The following is a 20,229-nucleotide window of genomic DNA, read 5'->3' on the forward strand; positions in this document are numbered from 1 at the left end:
GATTCCGTTACTTAACATTACTGGAGGCCTTCAATTGCAGAATGAATCACTTTCCTATACTAACGTCAAAATGATCAGTGCCGATCCTAGCGCCATGGGCTTGTTCGGACTAGCCATCGTTACGCTCGTCGCTTCATCTCAGAAACTCGGAATCACAACGGGACTAAGCTACGCTATTCCTTGGGCCATATTTCTTGGAGCTTTCGCTCAGTTATTCGCTTGTATCCAAGATGCTAAGCATAATAACACTTTTGGATCGACTGCCTTTGGCGCTTTCGCATTCTTCTGGTTCGGAATGGCTGCCAGTTGGCTCATCAAGCTAGGCGTATTTGGCTCCATTCTTCAATCGAACATAGACGGTAAGCAACTTGGATTCGTCTTCGCTGGCTACCTGGTATTCTCGCTATTCATGACCCTCGGGGCTATGGAGACACATAAAGTATTATTCATCATCTTCGTACTCATCGACTTCCTATTTCTTGGTTTAACCTTCGACGCATTTGGAATTGCCCCGGAATTATTCCATTCGGTTGCAGCCTATGCAGAATTGGGTATTGGCATCATGTCGCTATATGGTACAGGCGCTGCCGTTCTGAACGTACATTTCGGTCGGATATTCTTACCTGTTGGCGCACCCTTCGGCATCTTCAAATCTCATAAATAATACATACTTTAGTGCCGCCTTCGCGCCGATCCGCGAATAGGCGGTTTTTGTTTAGTTCCACACCCTAACTGAATTAACTAAAACCTTGTATCTCTCTTAATAGCCCTAACAGAACGTTTATGTACAGAAATACTCAACAGATAACACCAAGCCCGCTAGTGCCTTAGCGAGTTGGTGTTATCTGTTGAGCTACCTGAGAGGTCCTATTTCTTTCTGAGTAAGGAGACTGTAAATTGAAATGCTTCATACGTTTCCTTCACGTAGGCAACATTCTCTCGTTCCCATTCTTCAGGACTATCCATGCCGTACTCATCAGCAAATTCCTCCAATTGTGCGGCGGCGTCTTGCAGTTGAGCTCCTTTGGCTGAAGATTTCCCCTTAAGGACTTGTACAGATAACCGAATGGCTTTCGAGGTATTCTGGATAAAAGAGTACTCTCCCGGCTCCCAAGCCGATTTATCGTCCATATCATTAAATGAAATCCACTTTTCTAGTAATTGTGCTGCTCTTGTTGCATCCATCTGAGCCATATTATTGTTCTCCATTCTTATCATGTAGTCGTTATACCGCATGTACTTATCTTACCATTTCATAGCCGCTAAATTCGCATTATTTTTTGCTTTTCTACACTTTTACGGATATGGTGGTGAGACGAATATAAATTTAATTATTACTGTGAGTTCAAAAAGTCGACTATCCTTCAAGCGTTACTTCGTGATCCATAGGTGACTTTTTGAACAACCTAATATAAAGGATGGGACAAGATTGAATACAGTTAGCCTATTACCCGACTATATTTACACCTATGCATATAGTGATGACGAACGCTCCTTATGTCATTTAGAGATGCGCTCTTTTTTCGGAATCGATACCACATCATACATCTTAAGAAGCTCCATTGAGGTCGACCCTAACCGAAGCCCGTTTATTAAAGAACGGATTGAAGTCATGTACGAGGGGGATCATTTATCCGAGATACTAGAGAAAGTGGAAGCTATCCAATTGAATGGCTCGACATTCAAGGTTATTTTTAACAAAATCAATGATCTTGATCCTTCTGTCAAAATAGAATACGACGAACGCCGTATCATCGAGCGAGATCTTGGATTACATATTGATGCTGAAGCGGATGTCCATCACCCAGATCATACCTTCGGTATCATAGCACTTGGTGGGCGTTGGTATTTTGGTAAATATGTAAAGAACGAGCCCATCTGGTTCCTCCATATGAAGAAGCCTCGCAACTATTCTATTGCCCTTGGTACACGTCTAGCTAGAGCCGCTGTTAATATTGCGATCCCGAAACCGCTAGGCATCACTGCCATTGATCCATGCTGTGGCATTGGAACAGTCATTATAGAGGCCCTCTCCATGGGGATTAATATTGTGGGGCGTGACCTCAATCCTCATATCATTCAAGGGGCACGTGCGAACACTGCCCATTTTGGCTATGAAACAGAACTAATATTAGGGGATATCTGTGATGTACATACGAATTATGATGTAGCTATTATAGACATGCCATACAATCTATTCTCATCAACTACGCCTGAAGAGCAACTTTCCCTTCTTCAACATACTCGCCGTTTTGCAAGTAAAGTTGTTATAATTACGATTGAAACGATTGATGAGATGATTGCTGAGGCTGGATTCGTGATTACAGACCGTTGTGTGGCGAAGAAAAGAGCCTTCTCTAGACAAATTATTGTGTGTGAGTAATTGGATGGTTTCCGTACCGTCAAAAAAGCAGACCCGATTTCAATTCGGGTCTGCTTCTTTATCCTACTAACTCATTATATTCCAGCAACCCATTCGTTAACCTTAGCTTCGTTAGCATCTATCCATTTCTTAGCAGCCTCTTGTTCAGACATGCCTCCCGATATATCAACCATCACAGATTCCATATCTGCGGGTGTCCATTCGAATTGATCTAAGAAACGATATGCTTCAGGTTGATCTTCTTTCAGACCTAGACGCACGAGTGTGTGGATTTGCTCGGCACCGCCATATGCACCTTTTGGATCTTCAAGATATTTCAAATCCATATCAGCAAACATCCAATGTGGTGTCCAACCTGTAATCACAATTGGCTCTTTTTTAGCATAAGCATCTTGAAGTACTTTGACCATCGCTGCAGAGGAACTCTCTAGTACGTTCCATTTTTTCAAGTCATATTCTTTAACTGCCTTTTCCGTTTGCGTCATAATACCCGCACCCGGTTCAATCCCTGTAATCGTGTAATCAACTAATTTTCCTACTTCTTCTTTATTTAAATCCTCAATCGACTTAATATCCATGTAGGAGGGTACAACCAGTCCACTTTTGGTTCCATCTAAATTAACGCCTAGATCTTCGAGTTTATCTTTGTTTGGTTCATAGTAATTCTCACCATGTGTGCTCGGTAACCACGCTGCCACCATCGCATCTGCACTACCATCTGCAACACCTACGTACATAGGCCCCGCATCAACCTGTAGCATCTCAACTTTATAGTTTAATTTGCTTTCCAATACTTCCTTTACAACATTCGTACTGGCAATTTCAGAATCCCATGCTACATAAGCCATCGTAATTTTCTTATCTTTCTTTGCCGTTGATGTATTTCCATTCTCCGCATTGTTCTTGTTACTAGAACAACCCGCAAGCACCAAGGTTACCGCCATAAATGCCATTAACAATATACTCATTTTCTTCTTCATCATATCTTACAATCACTCCTTCTTATTTTTCTTCGCTAATTTCTGTGTCATACGATCCAGCATAATTGCAAGAACAACGACAGCCAGACCCGCTTCCGTTCCAATACCTGTCTTCGCCTGTGTCACTGCTTTATAGACGTCAGCACCCACACCTTGAGCTCCAATCATCGAGGCAATAACAACCATCGATAGTGAAAGCATGATCGTCTGATTAATTCCTGCCATAATGGTTGGAACCGCAATCGGCAACTGTACCTTGATTAACTTCTGCATACTCGTTGAACCAAAAGCATCTGCTGCTTCTACCAAGTCTTCAGGAACCTGACGAATACCCAAACTAGTTAACCGAATAGTTGGCGGAATGGAGAATATTACCGAGGCGATTACGCCAGGCACAACACCTAATGAGAAGAATGCAACCGCTGGCAACAAATAGACAAACGCCGGCATCGTTTGCATCAAGTCAAGTAACGGGGTAATGATGCTCTGAGCTCTTTTATTCCCAGCACACAGAATGCCGATCGGCACGCCTAATACTATAGAAATAAACGAAGCCGTCAGTACCAATGCAAGTGTATCCATGGTATGTTCCCAATAGCCTAAATTAAGCACAAGTAACAGACCTAGAAGTGTAAATGCCCCAAGTCTAACCTTTCCTAGCCAATAGGCAAGGATCGTAAACAAAGCAATCACAACAAGCGGAGGCAAGAAGTTAAATCCATCTGCCAAGCCATTCACGATATTACCAACAACAAGTTTTACCCCATCGAACACGGGTTCAAAATTCGTCTCGAGCCAGCCTTCCAGCGCTTCTACCCATTCCGCAATAGGGATCTTTGGTATACTCATTGAGTTTCACCTGCTTCTGCTTCTACTTCTACTTCTGCTTCTACCGTTGCTTCTGTTTCGTTATTTCCACTTAACGCTGCGAGGACTGCTCCTCTAATCACAATACCAACTAAACGTTTCCGTTCATCAATAACAGCGACTGGAATTTTTGTGCTACTTACCACGTCGAATAGCTCCACCAGAAGAACATCTGGTGATACTATTGGGGTATCCCGAAGGATAATATCCTCTAAGGTTTGTCCCCATTTAATGGCAGCCGCTGCATCCTCTGCTGTCACGACTCCTATCAGTTGACGAGATTTGTCAACGACATAAAGATTTGAAATCGACCGATCACGCATTAGTTGTAATGCTACTCTTGGCCCGCGGTCCATAGTAATCGTCTCCGCACGAATCATCACATGAGCCGCTGTAAGTACTTTGGACAAATCTACATTCTCGACAAATCGCTCAACATAAGCATTTGCGGGATTCATAAGAATCTCCTCTGGCGAACCAATCTGAACGATAGCCCCATCCTTCATCAAGGCAATTCGATCTCCAATACGCAAAGCCTCATCGAGGTCATGGGTGATGAATATAATGGTCTTCTTCATGTTCTCTTGTAGCTCAAGTAACTCGTCCTGCATATCTTTACGAATGAGCGGATCAAGTGCACTGAAAGCCTCGTCCATCAACAGAATGTCAGGATCGTTAGCCAACCCTCGTGCTAGCCCAACACGTTGCTGCATCCCACCGCTTAATTGATCTGGTTTCTGATGCTCTAGTCCTGCCAAACCAACTAATGCTAAGGATTCCATCGCTTTCTTTACCCGCTCTTCTTTTCCAATCCCCTGTACCTCTAATCCATATTCAACATTCTCTAATATCGTACGATGGGGAAAAAGCGCAAATTTCTGAAAAATCATACTCATTGTCTTTCTTCTAACCTGTCGTAGTTCTTCCTTGTTCATTCGCACAATGTCCTTACCATTAATAAGGACCTGCCCCGCTGTAGGCTCGATGAGACGATTCAACAATCTGACCACCGTTGATTTTCCACTACCCGATAAGCCCATAATGACGAAGATCTCACCAGGTTCTATAGAAAAGTTGACCTGATTAACCCCTACTGTCAATTTCGTTTCTTTAGCAATGCGCTCTTTAGACCACCCTTGATCTAATAAGGGAAACGCCCTCTTCGGATCATTGCCAAACACCTTACTTAACGATTTGACTTCAATAATCGCCATGTTTCATCACCCTTTCAATCATCCGGATCTAATATATGGCACTTATACAGTCTAGACTTCTTCAAAAAAAGGGTCAAAATGTAAAAATGACCGTATAGAGTGTACAGTTTAAACTTTACATACTATATTAACTGTATGCTCTGTTTAACTTACAATTCCTTCAGAGCCTTATTCTTTACTTTTCAGACTCTTTTTTTTACAATGGATGCTGTGGATATTGTTTCCGCTCATCGCAAGCGTTATTCAAGGGAGTGTACGATATGACAACATTTGATGGATTAAATGAAGAACAGATTAAAGTGATCGAGAAATCGCGCCAACGCGTCATGGATTCTATTGGAACGAATATGGATCTTTATGGGGTCACGATGTCCATTGGTCATTTGTACGGAAATATGTACTTCCATGATGGTCCCGTCACGCTGGATGAGATGGGTCAGGAAATGGGAATGAGCAAGACCAGTATGAGTACAGGTATGCGTGCTCTAGTAGATCTAAAAATGATCAATAAGGTTTGGGGAAAAGGTTCGCGGAAAGATCTGTATGGAGTAGAAGGGGACTGGCACCAAAATTTTGTTGATTACTTCTCCATTAAATGGCGCAAATCCATGGAAATGAATCTTCACTCTTTAGCGAAATCACGAGCAGAGATACAGAAACTACGTGTAGATCATATAGATAACGAAATATTAGTTACACAAGTTGATAAAGATATTGAAAAAATGACTCATGCTATCGATTATTATAAATGGTTAGGCCGTTTTATCGACGCATTAGAATCTGGGCAAATTTTCGATTGGATTCCTAAAGAAGAGCAAGAATAGGGAATGAATATCGTATCAGACATATTAAAAATGCCGTAAGCTATCTATAACGACAGCCTACGGCATTTTGATTTTTATATTCAACAGATCCCTTTTAGCTATATTAATTGCTTTAACTGCACCTTATAGTCCTTTATTTGCTTCGATGTTGGTAACGACGCTATTTGAGCATGTTTTATTAATTTTTTTCGTCTTATTGCCCTTATGATGGGGTATGGAACCAGCAGTAATGTATACAATAAGTGCAGATCTTCCTTACTTAAAGCACGCTTAGAATCATAATACTCGATGTAACGTAAAGTCTGCTGGCCCTTCCATGGTAAATTACGATGCAAAATATGAGAGAAATCCTGCATGCGTACATTTAATGATGTGTTATCAAAATCAATCAAATGCATCGATTTCGAGGTATCTATAACGAGATTTGGATAATTATAATCCCCATGTACAAACGCTGCTGCAGCTTGTTCATTTGCGATGGCCTTGATCACTGAGGAATGCTGTAACTGCTCCAGCGCTTGATCACAAAGGGCAACCATATACCTCATACTCCGATATTTGTCGAGGTCGCTTCGGTACGATGTAATCAGCGCAGGCAAACTGTTATACCTTACTCTTTCCAGGATCTGCGGGGCTGTTAATCCTTGAGCAACCGTATGGAATCTAGCAAGGAGACGTATTCCCTTCTTGAGATGCTCTTTATTCTTGAATTGTGGATGTTCGCCAATGACCCAATTGGTCAACATGTAGTGGACGCCATCTTTTGTAATCCAAGGAGCTTGTGACGTGGTTAGAAGTAATCTAGGACAATGTACAAACTCATGTCTAGCTAGATGTGTGAATACTTGGGCAATAAAACCCATCTCTGATTCGGATATATTGTAGCCTTTTAAACATAAAACGCCATGATCTCGCGTATAAATCTTAAATACGTCACGCACACTCACCTGTCTTACGATTCGAATACCATATTCCTGTTCAAGATTTAACCATGCGAACATCTCTTATCACCTTATTCACGTCATATTTGACTCCTCTTTATCCCCATTTCCTTACTCATGAGCCCATTCATCTAGTCGGGCTATAGCATTCAAACGATTATCCCATGATAAAGCTAATAATGCTAAACCTCGTTGACTTCTCCCCTGTGAAATTCTCCGCGCTTCAATCCATGCTTCACGAGGCAACCGAAAAAAGGCACTGATCAAGATCCGCTCAGCCGAATTTAACGGGCGTATTTCTACATAGCCACGCAATAAAGCCTGCATATAAACGGGATTGTAATGCGTAGTATTGGAAAGCGTTTTGGCAATTTCGTAATAAATAGATCCCTTCCTTAAACAATCCCAATCGACCAAGTACAATCCTTTTGAATTAATTACAACATTAGGTATCGTGATATCACCATGTATTAATGCTGGGTGGTTCCGCTCGTCTGCGAGAATCCGCTTAACCTCAGGCGTGTTCATCATTGCCCATGCTTCATGAGCTAAATGAGCACATTGATGCCCATTCTTTTTAAACCATTTTTTAGAAACGGTACTCTTAGAGTTTATTTTACGTAAATGCGAATGAAAGAGGTGGCCTTGTCGTTGAAAGTTACTCATTTGTTTGTGGGTAAAAGAGGACATGCTTGTGTGGTTATGTTTCAATAGCGTGTGAAGACCCGCCAATGCTCTTCCCAGATCCTCATAATCCTGAACATCATCTTGCAAGCTACGCCCGGTAATCCATTCCGTCACATAGTAGCGCTTTCCGTGGCTAGTTACGTAATACTTACCCGTTCGTCGTGTTGTAAGCCATTTGGGGCAATTCGGATAATGTGCTTTTTTTAATTTCTTGATGTACGAAAAGAGCTGTTCTTTGGTCAATCTCTGATCGAGATTGCGGATGGATAATACTTTAATTAGAAATCTCCCTTTATCTGTTGACGCGCAATGCACAGCATTTTTTTTGTATAAAGAATCATGCGTCTTAACACGATGTAAACGCAGCCCATATCGTTTGGTGATGCTTTTAAACTTAGCATGCTGATCTTGATTTGGCACCCCGCGCTCCTCCATTTCTTACAATAATGAAGCTTATGGTCATTGTATTCAGCATGGGTTGTGAAGTTTCTAATTTACTTCCATTTATTCACCATAAGCTTCAATTGTAAGTAGGCATGACGCGGGATTCCGCTTGTCCCCTAAGATTCCACCGCAATATAAATCTGCACCACAGACTCTTCGGGATTAGAATCGCTTGTCTGATATAACTCGAAATCTCCGCTATATGTTCTCTTGATTGTAGAATCTTCGAAAGTCCTCCAAATCTCCTGCCACGCCTCTATGACCACTTGTTGGACAGGACCCCTTTTCGTCTCAAAAACGATATATTGCGCTTCGGGAATTATAACCTGCTCCAACCCCGCTATTGGACTGCTATTGTCACTACACTCGTGTCCAATAAGAAGGGTATACTCACCTGTCGCATCACTCTCATAATCTGTGTACAGTGCATAAATGAAATGGGGATGACGCACATCCATCTGTGATGCAATATCGCTCTGGAAGTAGCGCTCCCACAACTCAGGAATCAGTCCCTGTGGACCTGCCTCCTGTCTATTAGTCGTTCTAACACTTATTCCTGTAAGTGTTATTTGGGGCTTATGTTCATGACTAGTCTTTAGCATGTATGATTCCTCTTTTCATAGTTTTCACTATTGTACCGTGAGGAAGTGGACAACTGTATGTCTAGTTCCCTCTTTACTGTTTAAACTTATATTCCGTTATCAGGGTGACCACAGTATAATAAACCTACATGCTATTACCAAAGTTATACACCATTATTTCAGATTCAATGCAATAATTTAAATAAAAGGAGGATGAGGTAAACATGAAAAAAATAGCCGTTTTCTGTGGATCAAGTGAGGGAGCATCACCTGCTTATAAAGAGGGAGCTATTCAGCTTGGTAGAGAATTAGCAAGACGAGGTATTACCCTTGTCTATGGTGGGGCTAGCGTCGGAATTATGGGAACAATAGCCGATGCCGTCTTGGAATCGGGAGGACAGGTGATTGGAGTTATTCCACAAATGTTAGAGGATCGAGAAATTTCTCATCCGAATTTAACGGAGTTAATTATTGTAGGTTCTATGCATGAAAGAAAAACCAAAATGGTTGATTTAGCAGATGGGTTTATTGCTTTACCTGGGGGACCTGGAACATTAGAAGAATTTTTCGAGGTTTTCACTTGGGCCCAACTTGGACTTCATCAAAAACCTTGCGGAATTCTGAATATCAATCATTATTATGACTTACTCATTTCTTTTTTTGATCATATGAATGAACAACAATTTCTACAAGATAAGCATCATGCAATGGCGATCATTGATTCTAATCCGGCAGAATTAATTGAGAAGTTCACTACCTATAACCCTCCAACCGTGAAGGCCTATATAAATATAGATCAGACATAATACAGAAAATGACCACAATAAAAAAAGGATCAACGAGATCTCCGTTTCCCAAACGGGACCTTCATTGATCCTTGTTCTATCTTATTCAGGCCGTTCAATAGTAAAAATCTCACCCAATTTCGCGTAGGAATTGCCAGCAAGCCGACTTACTGGCTTCAGTCCTTCGGGATCAATATATCCATTGTGATATAAGGATTCTGCAATATGAAAGCATACCACGCGTCCGATTAGTAAATCAGTAGCAGGGGATTCTGTCGTTCCACCAAGGGGGATGATATGTTCGAGATGACATTCCATCCGAATGTTAGCTTCAGCTATCCCTGGAACACTAATTTTGGTGCTTGGCGTAGGGGTAAGTCCTGCCAAGAGTACTTCACTTTCATCTGAAGGCAAGCTTGCCGCAGTCTCGTTTATTTGCTCGATGAATGATTCATCTGAGATATGAACAACAAACTCCCCTGTCTCCAAGGCGTTTCTAGCCGTGTCTTTGCGCTGACCTTTCTTGCGACCCACCGATATAGATACCATTGGAGGATCAGCCGTTACAATATTGAAGTAACTAAAGGGTGCCCCATTTAGAACGCCAGAACAGGTCTGCGTTGTAACGAAGGCGACTGGTCGAGGAATAATGCTACCTATAAGCAACTTATAATTATCTCGTTCACTTTGGTCTAAGGGATCGATTGTAATCAACTTCATAACCTTCTTCCCACTGTAAGTTTATTCTCAACAATCATTCAAGAAGTATACTCAATTATCCTCTATTAATACGTCTACTTCACAATTGTAGCAGCATCCTATTTGAATTTAAAAGCCACATGCATGACCATCAGGGGTCGTATGCATGTGGCTTGAATTGTTTCTTATTTACGTTACTTAACTACACTTATTAGTAAAGGTTACTTCTAAATCAGAACCATCCAACACCATGGATCAAACTTGATAGGCTTTCTGAACCTGAAAAGAAAATAAGTAGACCTAGACTAGCTATCGATAAAGAAGATATCATTTTCCGCATCATCATCAACTCCTTTAACTATAGTCTTGTACTTATGTAAATCTTCTCTAGAGGCAACATCTCTTAACTCTTCAAACAATTTCATACATAGAATAATACTTGACTTATTATTCATTCTAACAGCGTTTTCCAAACTAATCAAAAGAAATCTATTAGCCCTCTCAGGCTGAGAATTTCTAGAATAATAATAGGCCACTTCATAAAATAAAATAGTATACCTATCCATACTTAATTGATGATTATAACCCTCCACTTCAGACTCCAATTGAAAGGAAGACGAAATACTATCTTCAAATTTCAGGAGAACGGGGTCCACATTCATCCCATATTGATTGGCTGCCGTCATAATGATTTCTAAGCCCGGAAGAATCTCACATTCCCTATTCTCAATATAAGATACATACTCAGGAAGAACCTCCGTCTTTCCTAACTTCAGATCAAAAACATAGGCATTTGCCCTGGACCACTCACTAAACTTATCGACACATGCCTTACCCTCTTCTCCCAGTCCCTTAAACCAGCTTAAATCAGCATAACGGTTATTGTATTCCTTCGCCTGATCGTAATCCTTACGATTATTATACACTTCTGCTTTCATCAAATAGACTTGTCCGTAATACACAACCAGAGGATGTTTAGTCTTCCTATTCGATTCATCGTATCTATTCGTTTCACATTCAGATTTGTATATATCCCCCACCAATTTTTCTGATTGATCGGTAATCTCTTCTAAACGTTTCCAGGCATGAAGTTCGCTATATACATTACCCAAATCTATTAAAGCATCCAGCTGATCATCCACAGATAACCGATGAATATAAGGATCGAACTGACTAGCAACCCTTAAATTAATCCTATTATCTTTCCCTAACTTTTCTTTGAACAACCGATACTGTGAAATAGCTACCCTCTCGGAATGTTGATACTTCTCACCTTCAACAACACATTTGTACAACAAAGTTGCGGCTAGGGTATAACCTTGTTGGTAGAATAATTCTGCCGCGTTAAATAGTTCAGGCATAAATGATAGATCATCGCCAAGCCGTTGCAATATATTCTCCATACAGTCGTATCTTTCAAGCTCTGCACACCGTTGAAGGAAGGGGGTTACCCATTCCCTATTCGGAGCATCCGTGATGAAGCATTCATCCACATACAATATGTATAATACTCCCTCGGGAAGCCCCATCACTGCTGTAATTAGATCCACATGACTTATAGCAATAATTTGGGGGGGATTACGCTCAATAATCGCACTTAATATCCCTTTGTCGATACCCGTTGCTTGTGATAATCCCTGGAGGTCGACTCCATTATTTCTCATGTAATCTTCTAGTACTGAGCAGATCGCGGTGTTAGATTTCATCTAGATCACTCCTATGATAGTTCAGTTGTAAAATTCCATAAAATAGTATTAATTATATCTATAATCTATATTGAGGTCAATCAACGATCTCACAATTTCTTGCTTAAATTGATTATAACCCTCAATACCCCATGGATACAAAAGCGATCGATTGAAGGTTAGTCTAGATCGTGATAGAATTTTCTTAAGAGATCGTCTCCCTTATGAATCTTTTGGTGGTACAAACGATTCAAATAGGAAGAACGGTCTTTTTTTTACCCATTTCACACATGCTTTAAGGAGATATGAACTGATGCAGAAAATTAGATTGAGCTGGGCACAATTATCTGAAAGATTTGTACATACAGCTTTGCTTAGATCTTTTATTAAATGGATTATTCTAGGCAGCGGCGTAGGGATATTATCTGGGACGGCATCTGCCGCATTCCTCCTTAGTCTGGAATACGTCACTGACTTGAGAATGGGACAACCTTGGCTGTTGTTTCTCTTACCTGCCGGGGGAGCGTTAGTTAGCTTACTTTACTTGAAGCTAGGGAAGAATAGTGCCAAGGGTAACAACTTAATTCTGGAACAAATCAATAACGGGAACGAGGCTATCCCTCTACGAATGGCACCTCTCGTTCTGTTCGGAACCTTGGTGACGCATCTGTTCGGAGGCTCTGCCGGCCGTGAAGGTACTGCTGTACAGATGGGAGCGAGCTTAGCCGAAGGATTCGGTAAGCTTCTACGAGTCAGTCCGGTAGATCGAAAAATTCTATTAATATGCGGAATTAGCGGTGGCTTTGGATCAATTTTTGGTACACCCTTAGCCGGTACTATCTTTGGCCTTGAGGTTCTAGCTATCGGCTTAATCCGTCACGAAGCTCTGCTGCCTGCTTTTGTGGCAAGCTTCGTCGGTCATCTAGTGACAACATCTTTTTGGGGTGTATCTCATCTTCAATATAATGTAGGCGCTGTACCCGAATTATCAACCCTTGTGCTCCTTAAGGTTATATTCGCTTCAATCCTATTCGGATTGACCAGCATGCTGTTTAGCCAATTAACACATGCTCTAAAGAAGGGCTATAGCTACGTATTTCGCAATCCTATGATCAAAAGCGCAGCCGGTGGTTGTATCATCATCGTCTTGGTCTACTTCCTTGGGACAAGGGATTATCTAGGTCTCAGCATTCCACTTATTCAAGACTCCTTCACGGAGGATGTTTCCCCCTTTGCTTTCTTGTGGAAATTAATATTTACTTCGCTTACACTAGGTGCTGGCTTCCAAGGCGGAGAGGTAACGCCTTTATTTGCAATCGGCGCAACGCTAGGAAATGCGCTATCCGGCTTCCTGCATTTATACGCCCCTTTTCTGGCATCATTGGGATTTATCGCCGTATTCTGCGGGGCCACCAACACACCTATCGCTTGCTTTCTTATGGGTATTGAGTTGTTCGGATCGAATGGAGCGAATGGCGCCATCTATATGTTCATTGCTTGTCTCGTGAGCTATTTCTTCTCCGGTCATACAGGTATCTATACCTCTCAACAGATTGGAATTTCCAAATCACAATGGATACAAGTTCCCGAGGGTACAACTCTGGGTACGATAAAACTCGGTAAAAAAAAGAAGTCCAGGAGTGAAAGATCATGAAAAATCTATTAATCGCCGACGATGATCATCATATTCGCACACTATTGAGACATGTTCTGACCCGCGAAGGTTATCTCGTTCTTGAAGCCGCTGATGGACGGGAAGCCATACAGAAATTGAAAGAGGCTACCGTGGATCTAGCTATCGTAGATATTATGATGCCGCATGTGGATGGGCTACAATTATGCCAATATATTCGGGGAACCTACGACATCCCAATCATTCTGTTGACGGCACGCCAACAACTCAGTGATAAGGAGCAAGGTTATTTACACGGAACGGACGATTATGTGACCAAACCTTTCGAACCGGAGGAGTTGTTATATCGGATAAAAGCCTTATTTCGTCGATACTCCATCGCTTCTGATGATAAAATCCGTTTGAATCGACTGGTCATTGATCGCAAAAATTATGAGATTAGCGACGGGAACGATGTTTTACTACTACCCGTGAAGGAATTTGAATTGCTGGCACAGCTGGCTCAATACCCGGGAAGACTCTTCTCCCGCAGCGAGTTAATTGAACTCGTGTGGGGAACAGATTATGAAGGTGATGAACGAACCGTGGATGTTCACATTAAACGTTTACGTCAGCGATTTATAGATTATCAGGATGACTTTATCATTCGGACCGTTCGAGGGATTGGCTATAAGGTGGAGATGATCAGCCCATGAAATCACTCTATGTACGCATGTGTCTCGTCTTTTGTTCCGTAATTCTAATAAGTAGCCTACTCGCCTTTCTAGGTTCCAACTTCTATTACCAACAGAACATTAAGAGTCAGAATGATTCGAAGCTTACCGAAATGGCCCTTCAACTTCAACAATTTAGTGAGTCCCACCCGAATTCTGTCGATGAATATCTATCCAGTGTGGCTTCTTTGGGATACAAAATTTATATCACGAACAATCAGGGGGATGACCGCTTCTACGGTGAACCCTTTCGGGAAAATGATTTGGAGGAACAATACGTTCAGCGTGTACTGATAGGTGGAGTCTATCATGGGATTGCTGATTTTCCAGACAAACCGTTTATTACCGGATTTTTTGATAACCAGCTGCGTAACTCGATCGGTGTGCCCATTCACATCAACAACCAGCGTTACGCGTTATTCATGCGCCCGGATGCCCAGGTACAGTTCGGTGAACTACGCATATTTTTTGCAATAATAATAGGACTTATCCTATTGTTCACCCTATGTTTCCTTATGATCAGTGTCCTACATGTGGTCAGACCGATTATTCGTCTCACTTCGGCAACGAAGGAAATTTCTAAAGGTAGATATGACATTAAGCTAAATACACGGAGACGTGATGAAATTGGTCAGCTGGCTAGCCACTTCATGATCATGGGACGAGAGCTAGAACGAACGAATCGAGCTAGACAGGAGTTTGTCGCTAATGTATCCCATGAAATCGAATCTCCTCTCACTTCCATACAAGGTTTTGCCCATGCTTTAAAGGACCCCACCTTACCTGAGGACGAGAGAATACAGTATCTCTCTATCATTGATGAAGAAAGCCGCCGCTTGTCGATGCTTAGTAAACAACTACTCACCTTATCTTCTCTGGATTATGATGCCGATCAACTACAGACTAGTACTTTTGATTTGCGTTCCCAACTACGCCAGGTTGTGCAGATTATGGAGTGGCGACTTGCGGATAAACAATTGTCGCTCCGGTTGAACATACCCGAGATTAGCATTAGCGGAGATGCAGACCTACTCTATCAAGTGTGGATGAATCTATTATCTAATGCGATTAAATATACGCCAGATGGTGGAGAAATTAGAATATCTGCAAGTCTCGACAGCGGAAGATGTCTGATTCGTGTAACAGATACTGGTGAAGGGATTGCCGCTGAGGAACTCCCCCTGATCTTTGACAGGTTCTACAAAGTGGACCGAGCACGGACACGAGAGACTCACAGCACGGGATTAGGACTTTCCATTGTCCAGAAAATTGTTCAATCCCATAAAGGGACCCTTGAAGTGACAAGTGTGAAGGATGCAGGAACTACCTTTACCGTTTCTCTACCTTCTTTGTAATTCATTATTCATACTCCGTTCATGTTCAACTTCTAAACTGGGACTATACAGATTAGAAGGAGTGGTTATATGTTTCTAGCATTAAGAGAAATGCGGCATTCCAAAGCCCGATACATGCTTATTATGGTCATTATGTTACTCGTCTCTTTTCTGGTCCTGTTTGTAACTGGACTAGCACAGGGTTTAGCCTACGCTAATATTTCGGCCGTAAAGAATATGCCTACGAACCATTATGTTGTTCAGGATGATGCAGATCAGACGTTTAGGCGTTCTCAACTTAATGAAGCGGAATTACAAGAGGTTCGTTCTGTTGTAGGTGATCAGAATGCCACGCCGCTCAGTATCCAGACTAGTACCATTACCGCTAACGATACGGATGTGAAAGCTGATGTTACTTTTTTTGCGGTAGATATGCAGGGTTTATTGGCTCCTAATATAGTTCAGGGAGAAGCCATTACGAATGAGAAGAACGGTAGTGTTATTGTTGACCGAAAGCTCGAGCAATCAGGTATCACCATTGGCAGTACCATTGTTGATCAAGCTACAGGTATGAGTTGGAACGTCGCCGGATATGTCGAGGACAGCTCATACAGTCACACTCCCGTCGTCTATATGAATACTGGGGACTGGCAAGCTATGAAGCAGGGAGTGTCCGGAACTGAGGAATCTGTGAAATCAGCCTCATTTAACGTTTTTGCTATGAATGCCACATCCGATCAGATAGCCAACATCTCTGATAAAGTGGCTAACATCGAAGTCATTACGCAAAAAGAAGCCATTTCTAGTATTCCCGGTTATAAAGAAGAACAAGGCTCTCTACTCATGATGACTGTTTTCTTATTTGTTATCGCAGCGTTTGTATTGGCCGTATTCTTCTACGTCATCACGATCCAGAAAACAAGCCAATTCGGTATTCTGAAGGCGATGGGTACGAAAATGTCTTACTTAGCTTGGAGTGTAGTCGGACAGGTTACGGTGTTATCTGTGGCAAGTCTGTGTATAAGTCTGTTGCTGACCTTAGGAATGAACAGGGCTCTACCGGAATCCATGCCTTTCCAACTGGACACCTCTACCATCGTTATAACTAGCAGTTTATTTATAGCGATGTCTTTGATGGGATCACTGATCTCGGTGGCTAAGGTAGCCAAAATAGATGCATTAGAAGCGATAGGGAGGACTGGCGCATGAGTACTAAATTACTGATGAAACAAGTGACCAAAACCTATGGTGATGGGACTTCAACGATGTCGGTGTTGAATAATCTGAACTTGCAAGTAGATGAGGGAGAATTCGTCGCTGTTCTTGGCCCCTCTGGCTCTGGGAAAAGCACCTTTCTTTCAGCAGCCGGAGCGCTTCTAACGCCAACTAGCGGTGAAATACAGATTGATGGGGAATCCTTAGCGAATAAGAGTAAAGCGGAACTCACACAGCTCCGGTTACACAAAATAGGTTTCATGTTCCAAAGTGCGCAACTGTTACCTTACTTGAAGGTGGAAGAACAGCTATTGTTTGTAGCTAAACAGGCACATGCGAATGCTAAGGAAGCGAAGCAGCGCGCTGCTTATTTATTACAACGGTTGGAGATATGGGATCGTCGTAATCATTACCCTGATCAGCTCTCCGGTGGAGAGAAGCAACGTGTCGCCATTGCACGAGCTTGGATGAACAAGCCTGAGATTCTGTTTGCCGATGAGCCTACCGCAAGCCTAGACTTCAAACGTGGCAAGGAAGTCGTCCGGATGATTGCTGACGAAGTGAAGAACGAAGGCAAAGCAGCCGTCATGGTAACCCATGATGAGCGAATGCTGGAATGGTGTGATCGTGTGCTATATTTGGAAGATGGATTACTGGTTGAGAAACCTAATCACTGAGTTTAATAGTACCGGGGAAAGACGTCACGATAACAATCTGACGTCTTTTCTCCGTTATTAGTCATTCTCTGATCCTCTTAGATTCGAATATCAATACCACCCTCTGCACAGGTATCCACGTTAAGAGTATTATTATTTACTTCTTTCACTGTCGCTTCCTTCGTACTTGTCTGAGCTTGACTTGTATCAGCACTCTTTTGTGCAATTTGAGCCGTAATTTGTTGAATTTGCTGTTGTATCTGTGCTACTTTCGCTGCTTTGGTCTCTTCATTGTCTTTGCTCGCTGCTGCCGTCTTCAGATCTGCCTGAAGTTTCGTTAATTGTTTCTCCAGACTAGCGCTATTACTGGATGCGGATGATGTCGATAAAGTAGCCATGCTTGATGATGTCGATGAAATATTCATATGATGAGCTCCTTATGTAAATATTTGATTACTCTCCTAAGTATAAATGGAACTTATATCCTGTACCTGAATCTCCACTGAAAGTATGATCCAGCAGAATCATGAATAGAAGTTGTTCCTACGGTTGAATACTTTCGATCCCGTATTGGAAACCTATTCAGACTAGTTACCATAAAAACAGTTTCGCATCAGATACTTCACTGTTCCTATTCTATTCTCCACCGCTTCTCTCCATTTCAATAACCATCTTACGTTTTAATAGTATGTAAGATTGGGTAACTCTTTTTATATAAACTTAAACGATCATTCTTGCGAAGAAGCAAATACTGTACAAGCAAGGAGTCATACGGAGGAATAGGACATGAAGCGCAATCATACGATGATGGAATTTTTTGAGTGGCATGTGAATGCTGATGGAAATCACTGGAATCAGTTAAAAGAAATGGCCCCAGAGTTGAGACAAAGAGGAATTGATGCCATCTGGCTCCCTCCTGTCACCAAAGGCCAATCGACAGAGGATCGAGGTTATGCTGCATATGACCTGTATGACCTTGGAGAATTTAATCAAAAGGGCAGCATTCGCACGAAATACGGCACTAAGCAACAATTAGTGGACGCTATCCATACTTGTCATGATCATGGCATAGCCGTATATGTAGATTTAGTCATGAATCATAAAGCAGGTGCTGATGAGAAAGAGACGTTTAAGGTCATCGAAGTAGATGAACATAATCGCTTAGAAGAAATTTCAAAACCTTTTGATATCGAGGGTTGGACGAAATTCACATTCCCTGGGCGAGGGGAGCAATATTCCTCATTTAAGTGGAGCTTTCAACATTTCAACGGCACGGATTATGACGCGAAGACTGATCGCAAAGGCATATTTCGCATCGTAGGTGACAACAAGACCTGGAATACCAATGTCGATCATGAATTTGGTAATTACGATTACTTAATGTTCGCCAATATCGATTATAATCACCCTCAAGTGAGGGAGGAAATGATCTCTTGGGGCAAATGGCTGACCCAGACAGTGTCATGCGACGGCTTCCGCTTAGATGCGATCAAGCATATTAATCATGATTTCATCGAACAATTTACTACTGAATTATTGAAAGAGCATGGTGACAACTTCTACATTGTCGGTGAATTCTGGAACTCCGATCTTACGGCCTGTCAGAAATTTCTCGATACCGTTGATTATAAAATAGATCTATTCGACGTGTCTCTTCATTATAAATTTCATGCCGCATCACACTCCGGTAGAGACTTTGACCTAACAACCCTGTTCAAGGATACTTTAGTGGGATCTCATCCATTAAACGCGGTTACCTTTGTCGATAATCATGATTCTCAGCCTCATGAATCGCTCGAGTCTTGGGTAGACGACTGGTTTAAGCAAAGTGCTTACGCCCTCATCCTACTTCGCCAAGATGGTTATCCTGTTGTCTTCTACGGTGATTATTATGGGATCGGAGGAGACAACGCAATAGCAGGAAAGCAATCAGCCATTGATCCCCTTCTCTACGCCCGATACCACAAAGCCTATGGAAAACAAGAAGATTATTTCGATCATCCGAACACCATCGGATGGGTGCGATTCGGCCTGCAGGAAATAGAACGTTCAGGGTGTGCCGTTGTTATCTCTAACGGAGACAATGGAGAGAAGCGAATGCTGGTTGGAGCAGATCGTGCGGGGGAAGTATGGATTGATTTAACAAATAATAGACAAGATCAGATTCCCATCGATGATAACGGCTTTGCAACTTTCCCAGTCAATGGAGGAAGCGTGTCCGTATGGGCATTACCAGAGGTAGATGTGCAGTAAAAAGTGCAATAACTAAGGGTAGCATCTCATGTTCATTGACATGTAGTGCTACCCTTTTCTTCAGACATCCTGTCTCCATAGATAAATAACCATTACCATCTAATATGGAATATAATAGTAATACTATGTGGAGATGGACTATACTAGCTTGAAATTCTGCCATTATGGACAATTTGGAGAAAAGGAGTGTTCCCCGAGATGTTTACAGCCCCACTCGAAACAAGTTGGAAATCAGCAGGGATTTACTTGGAACTTAATGAAGCAAACAGGTTGCAGAATATCGTTATTGATGCGTTATATAACTCATAGTCTGTAAATTAGATGATTCATAGGTT

At 41.9% G+C, this 20,229-nt stretch carries 20 protein-coding genes; 10 read left to right on the forward strand and 10 right to left on the reverse strand.

Translation table 11 applies throughout. The features are described 5' to 3' along the window. Positions 1-34: 34 nt before the first annotated feature. Positions 35-664, forward strand: coding sequence for an acetate uptake transporter (locus tag J2T13_RS19735; RefSeq protein ID WP_429374075.1), 630 nt, complete (start codon positions 35-37; stop codon positions 662-664). Between the two features lie 203 nt (positions 665-867). Here J2T13_RS19735 and J2T13_RS19740 read toward each other — a convergent pair whose 3' ends face one another. Continuing rightward, complete coding sequence (locus tag J2T13_RS19740; RefSeq protein WP_429374076.1) at positions 868-1,194, reverse strand: hypothetical protein; 327 nt, start codon at positions 1,192-1,194, stop codon at positions 868-870. A gap of 235 nt (positions 1,195-1,429) precedes the next feature. Here J2T13_RS19740 and J2T13_RS19745 point away from each other — a divergent pair, with 235 nt between their 5' ends. After that, entirely contained in the window at positions 1,430-2,383 is a 954-nt protein-coding gene (locus J2T13_RS19745; RefSeq protein WP_429374077.1) for a TRM11 family SAM-dependent methyltransferase, read from the forward strand. 74 nt (positions 2,384-2,457) lie between these two features. On the opposite strand, the gene J2T13_RS19750 is transcribed toward J2T13_RS19745, so the two are convergent. Genes J2T13_RS19750 through J2T13_RS19760 form a run of 3 tightly spaced genes read right to left on the reverse strand, consistent with a single transcriptional unit; the run spans position 2,458 to position 5,444 of the window. Next, complete coding sequence (locus J2T13_RS19750) at positions 2,458-3,366, reverse strand: glycine betaine ABC transporter substrate-binding protein (RefSeq protein WP_429374078.1); 909 nt, start codon at positions 3,364-3,366, stop codon at positions 2,458-2,460. Between the two features lie 9 nt (positions 3,367-3,375). After that, on the reverse strand, positions 3,376-4,212 hold the full coding sequence (locus tag J2T13_RS19755) for an ABC transporter permease (RefSeq protein WP_429374079.1): 837 nt from the start codon (positions 4,210-4,212) through the stop codon (positions 3,376-3,378). Next, complete coding sequence (locus J2T13_RS19760) at positions 4,209-5,444, reverse strand: quaternary amine ABC transporter ATP-binding protein (protein WP_429374080.1); 1,236 nt, start codon at positions 5,442-5,444, stop codon at positions 4,209-4,211. The genes J2T13_RS19755 and J2T13_RS19760 overlap by 4 nt, the downstream gene beginning before the upstream one ends. A 260-nt stretch (positions 5,445-5,704) precedes the next feature. Between J2T13_RS19760 and J2T13_RS19765 the strand changes: the two genes are divergently transcribed. Continuing rightward, a complete protein-coding gene (locus J2T13_RS19765) occupies positions 5,705-6,268 on the forward strand; it encodes a GbsR/MarR family transcriptional regulator (protein WP_429374081.1) in 564 nt (187 codons plus the stop codon). Between the two features lie 98 nt (positions 6,269-6,366). On the opposite strand, the gene J2T13_RS19770 is transcribed toward J2T13_RS19765, so the two are convergent. From J2T13_RS19770 to J2T13_RS19780, 3 genes are all read right to left on the reverse strand, one after another. After that, positions 6,367-7,269, reverse strand: a complete 903-nt coding sequence (locus J2T13_RS19770; RefSeq protein WP_429374082.1) for a phosphotransferase — start codon at positions 7,267-7,269, stop codon at positions 6,367-6,369. 51 nt (positions 7,270-7,320) lie between these two features. After that, the gene (locus J2T13_RS19775) at positions 7,321-8,316 is read right to left on the reverse strand and encodes a phosphotransferase (RefSeq protein ID WP_429374083.1); all 996 of its coding nucleotides are present in this window, start codon (positions 8,314-8,316) and stop codon (positions 7,321-7,323) included. 140 nt (positions 8,317-8,456) lie between these two features. Further along, positions 8,457-8,942, reverse strand: a complete 486-nt coding sequence (locus J2T13_RS19780; RefSeq protein ID WP_429374084.1) for a GyrI-like domain-containing protein — start codon at positions 8,940-8,942, stop codon at positions 8,457-8,459. Positions 8,943-9,145: 203 nt separating this feature from the next. Between J2T13_RS19780 and J2T13_RS19785 the strand changes: the two genes are divergently transcribed. Next, positions 9,146-9,727 carry a TIGR00730 family Rossman fold protein gene (locus J2T13_RS19785; RefSeq protein WP_429374085.1) on the forward strand — a complete coding sequence of 194 codons (582 nt, stop codon included), beginning with the start codon at positions 9,146-9,148 and terminating at the stop codon, positions 9,725-9,727. Positions 9,728-9,808: 81 nt separating this feature from the next. Here J2T13_RS19785 and J2T13_RS19790 read toward each other — a convergent pair whose 3' ends face one another. Further along, a complete protein-coding gene (locus tag J2T13_RS19790; RefSeq protein WP_429374086.1) occupies positions 9,809-10,426 on the reverse strand; it encodes a flavin reductase family protein in 618 nt (205 codons plus the stop codon). A gap of 284 nt (positions 10,427-10,710) precedes the next feature. Further along, positions 10,711-12,111 (reverse strand): hypothetical protein, encoded by a 1,401-nt coding sequence (locus tag J2T13_RS19795; protein ID WP_429374087.1) that lies wholly within the window; start codon positions 12,109-12,111, stop codon positions 10,711-10,713. A gap of 292 nt (positions 12,112-12,403) precedes the next feature. On the opposite strand from J2T13_RS19795, the gene J2T13_RS19800 reads away from it, so the two are divergent. From J2T13_RS19800 to J2T13_RS19820, 5 genes are all read left to right on the forward strand, one after another. Then, entirely contained in the window at positions 12,404-13,744 is a 1,341-nt protein-coding gene (locus J2T13_RS19800; RefSeq protein ID WP_429374088.1) for a voltage-gated chloride channel family protein, read from the forward strand. Further along, entirely contained in the window at positions 13,741-14,418 is a 678-nt protein-coding gene (locus J2T13_RS19805) for a response regulator transcription factor (protein ID WP_429374089.1), read from the forward strand. Before J2T13_RS19800 ends, J2T13_RS19805 begins: the two co-directional genes overlap by 4 nt. After that, positions 14,415-15,791: an ATP-binding protein gene (locus J2T13_RS19810; RefSeq protein ID WP_429374090.1), complete on the forward strand. Its 1,377-nt coding sequence runs from the start codon at positions 14,415-14,417 to the stop codon at positions 15,789-15,791. The genes J2T13_RS19805 and J2T13_RS19810 overlap by 4 nt, the downstream gene beginning before the upstream one ends. 69 nt (positions 15,792-15,860) lie before the next feature. Further along, a complete protein-coding gene (locus J2T13_RS19815) occupies positions 15,861-16,979 on the forward strand; it encodes an ABC transporter permease (RefSeq protein ID WP_429374091.1) in 1,119 nt (372 codons plus the stop codon). Then, positions 16,976-17,662: an ABC transporter ATP-binding protein gene (locus J2T13_RS19820; protein WP_429374092.1), complete on the forward strand. Its 687-nt coding sequence runs from the start codon at positions 16,976-16,978 to the stop codon at positions 17,660-17,662. Before J2T13_RS19815 ends, J2T13_RS19820 begins: the two co-directional genes overlap by 4 nt. Before the next feature lie 77 nt (positions 17,663-17,739). On the opposite strand, the gene J2T13_RS19825 is transcribed toward J2T13_RS19820, so the two are convergent. Beyond that, positions 17,740-18,066 carry a FlxA-like family protein gene (locus J2T13_RS19825; RefSeq protein WP_429374093.1) on the reverse strand — a complete coding sequence of 109 codons (327 nt, stop codon included), beginning with the start codon at positions 18,064-18,066 and terminating at the stop codon, positions 17,740-17,742. A gap of 361 nt (positions 18,067-18,427) precedes the next feature. On the opposite strand from J2T13_RS19825, the gene J2T13_RS19830 reads away from it, so the two are divergent. Next, positions 18,428-19,894, forward strand: coding sequence for an alpha-amylase (locus J2T13_RS19830; RefSeq protein WP_429374094.1), 1,467 nt, complete (start codon positions 18,428-18,430; stop codon positions 19,892-19,894). Positions 19,895-20,229: the final 335 nt, after the last annotated feature.

It is taken from the genome of Paenibacillus sp. DS2015, from assembly GCF_050433705.1.
In the GTDB taxonomy this organism is placed as follows: Bacteria; Bacillota; Bacilli; order Paenibacillales; family Paenibacillaceae; genus Paenibacillus_AQ.

What these genes read in the sequence shown, in the direction of transcription:
- J2T13_RS19740 (WP_429374076.1), bottom strand. Translation starts at nt 1,194, where the DNA reads ATGGCTCAGATGGATGCAACAAGAGCAGCACAATTACTAGAAAAGTGG.
- J2T13_RS19750 (WP_429374078.1), bottom strand. Translation starts at nt 3,366, where the DNA reads ATGATGAAGAAGAAAATGAGTATATTGTTAATGGCATTTATGGCGGTA.
- J2T13_RS19755 (WP_429374079.1), bottom strand. Translation starts at nt 4,212, where the DNA reads ATGAGTATACCAAAGATCCCTATTGCGGAATGGGTAGAAGCGCTGGAA.
- J2T13_RS19760 (WP_429374080.1), bottom strand. Translation starts at nt 5,444, where the DNA reads ATGGCGATTATTGAAGTCAAATCGTTAAGTAAGGTGTTTGGCAATGAT.
- J2T13_RS19765 (WP_429374081.1), top strand. Translation starts at nt 5,705, where the DNA reads ATGACAACATTTGATGGATTAAATGAAGAACAGATTAAAGTGATCGAG.
- J2T13_RS19770 (WP_429374082.1), bottom strand. Translation starts at nt 7,269, where the DNA reads ATGTTCGCATGGTTAAATCTTGAACAGGAATATGGTATTCGAATCGTA.
- J2T13_RS19780 (WP_429374084.1), bottom strand. Translation starts at nt 8,942, where the DNA reads ATGCTAAAGACTAGTCATGAACATAAGCCCCAAATAACACTTACAGGA.
- J2T13_RS19785 (WP_429374085.1), top strand. Translation starts at nt 9,146, where the DNA reads ATGAAAAAAATAGCCGTTTTCTGTGGATCAAGTGAGGGAGCATCACCT.
- J2T13_RS19790 (WP_429374086.1), bottom strand. Translation starts at nt 10,426, where the DNA reads ATGAAGTTGATTACAATCGATCCCTTAGACCAAAGTGAACGAGATAAT.
- J2T13_RS19795 (WP_429374087.1), bottom strand. Translation starts at nt 12,111, where the DNA reads ATGAAATCTAACACCGCGATCTGCTCAGTACTAGAAGATTACATGAGA.
- J2T13_RS19800 (WP_429374088.1), top strand. Translation starts at nt 12,404, where the DNA reads ATGCAGAAAATTAGATTGAGCTGGGCACAATTATCTGAAAGATTTGTA.
- J2T13_RS19805 (WP_429374089.1), top strand. Translation starts at nt 13,741, where the DNA reads ATGAAAAATCTATTAATCGCCGACGATGATCATCATATTCGCACACTA.
- J2T13_RS19810 (WP_429374090.1), top strand. Translation starts at nt 14,415, where the DNA reads ATGAAATCACTCTATGTACGCATGTGTCTCGTCTTTTGTTCCGTAATT.
- J2T13_RS19815 (WP_429374091.1), top strand. Translation starts at nt 15,861, where the DNA reads ATGTTTCTAGCATTAAGAGAAATGCGGCATTCCAAAGCCCGATACATG.
- J2T13_RS19820 (WP_429374092.1), top strand. Translation starts at nt 16,976, where the DNA reads ATGAGTACTAAATTACTGATGAAACAAGTGACCAAAACCTATGGTGAT.
- J2T13_RS19825 (WP_429374093.1), bottom strand. Translation starts at nt 18,066, where the DNA reads ATGAATATTTCATCGACATCATCAAGCATGGCTACTTTATCGACATCA.
- J2T13_RS19830 (WP_429374094.1), top strand. Translation starts at nt 18,428, where the DNA reads ATGAAGCGCAATCATACGATGATGGAATTTTTTGAGTGGCATGTGAAT.